This window comes from Sedimentitalea xiamensis (assembly GCF_030164465.1).
GTDB lineage: Bacteria > Pseudomonadota > Alphaproteobacteria > Rhodobacterales > Rhodobacteraceae > Sedimentitalea > Sedimentitalea xiamensis.
This window is the reverse complement of the sequence record NZ_JASNJE010000085.1, coordinates 1-1313: the sequence shown is the minus strand read 5'-3', so window position 1 is coordinate 1313 and position 1313 is coordinate 1. Positions and strand designations below refer to the sequence as shown.

The 1313-nt window shown below is 60.5% G+C and carries 1 protein-coding gene; it reads left to right on the top strand.

What is annotated here, in order from left to right; all coding sequences use genetic code 11:
- Nucleotides 1–738, top strand: a 738-nt coding sequence (locus QO034_RS23245) for an S-methyl thiohydantoin desulfurase domain-containing protein (RefSeq protein ID WP_284487875.1), incomplete at its 5' end; no start/stop codon positions are given.
- Nucleotides 739–1313 lie beyond the last annotated feature (575 nt).

The window sequence follows — 1313 nt, the reverse complement described above, 5'->3', positions numbered from 1 at the left end:
AACGGCTGGTTCCATTCCGCACTCAGCGGTCTGCCGGTGCTGGATCTCGCATGCAACGGGCGCGCTCACCCCTCCAGCCTCATGGGGTCGCTTGGTCTGCATCTCGAGGGAGAATATCGCTCGATCCAGGGTTTTGCAGGCGGCGCGCCAGATCATTATGTGGAAGGGACGGCCAGCGGGCGGATGGCTGCGACCTCCAATCTGGTGCGGCGTGCGTCGATCGACGCGGGGGGCCTGGTTGCCGTCGCCCGCAATCCGGTGACAGTGAGCTATGCCCAAAGCCACGGCGCACCTGGAGCCATCAGCTTTGCCATCGAACTGGGCCACGCGTTTCTCGGCAATGGCCTGCAAGGAGCCGTTCGCCACCTGAACGGTTCCATCGTCGCAAGCGGAACGGTCCGGCGCTATCGCTGCGAACAGCAAGACGGCCTGGATATCGGATTGGTCGAGCTTGATGACGCAAACGGAACAGTGCTGCATTTCGTCAACGAATACATGCTGACGGCACAGGGCGGCACGGCGCTAAACCGCTTTCCCGACCTTATCATGACCTTCGACGAAAACGAACGCCCCGTAGTATCGGCGAAGGTTCGTGAAGGAATGAAGATCCATGTGCTGCACGCACCGGCATCGTCACTCTTGTTGTCGCGGACGATGGGTATGGCCGAACTCTACCAGCCGCTTGAGGAAGCGATCGGCCGACGTTTCGCACCACTCGAAGAGCGTGCGGTAGCATAGTTTCTTGCCGGATCAGGCGGGCGAAATTCGCTTCGCTCGCCTGATCACTCAGCCGATTCGCATGAATCGCGCTCGGCCAAACTGGGCGACCATCAGGTCAGGCGCTGCCGGACCGTCGCTGATGCACGGAACAGTTCGACAGCCCGCTCACTGTGCCAGGTCTGGTATTTCGGACGAGGCGCGAGCCTGAATGGAGAGATACTTGAAGGTTTGCACGAGTGAACGGTTTCCAACGTGGGCCGATATCGCACCTGAAAACCTTCGCCATGCCAACCGATTCTGCGTCTGGCACGAGTTGGCAGCTTGCCGACTGTACAGCCATCGCTACGAGCGAGCTCTGACTCCTCGCGGCTGCAGCATTCGGGAGGAAGGGCGGACTCCAGCCATTCGCCGCGGACGCACACTCACCAGTCAGATTCGCGAAAGCGGCCATTTCCCATGCGGGCCACAGGTGCGTTCTTTCGCCCTGGTGCTTGGTCAGCCCGTTTTGGACATCCCCAATTGATCCGGACATTGGCGTATGGTCTTGGGATCAGGCACTAAGGATAACGACGGCCAGCGGGACGGGTGATACC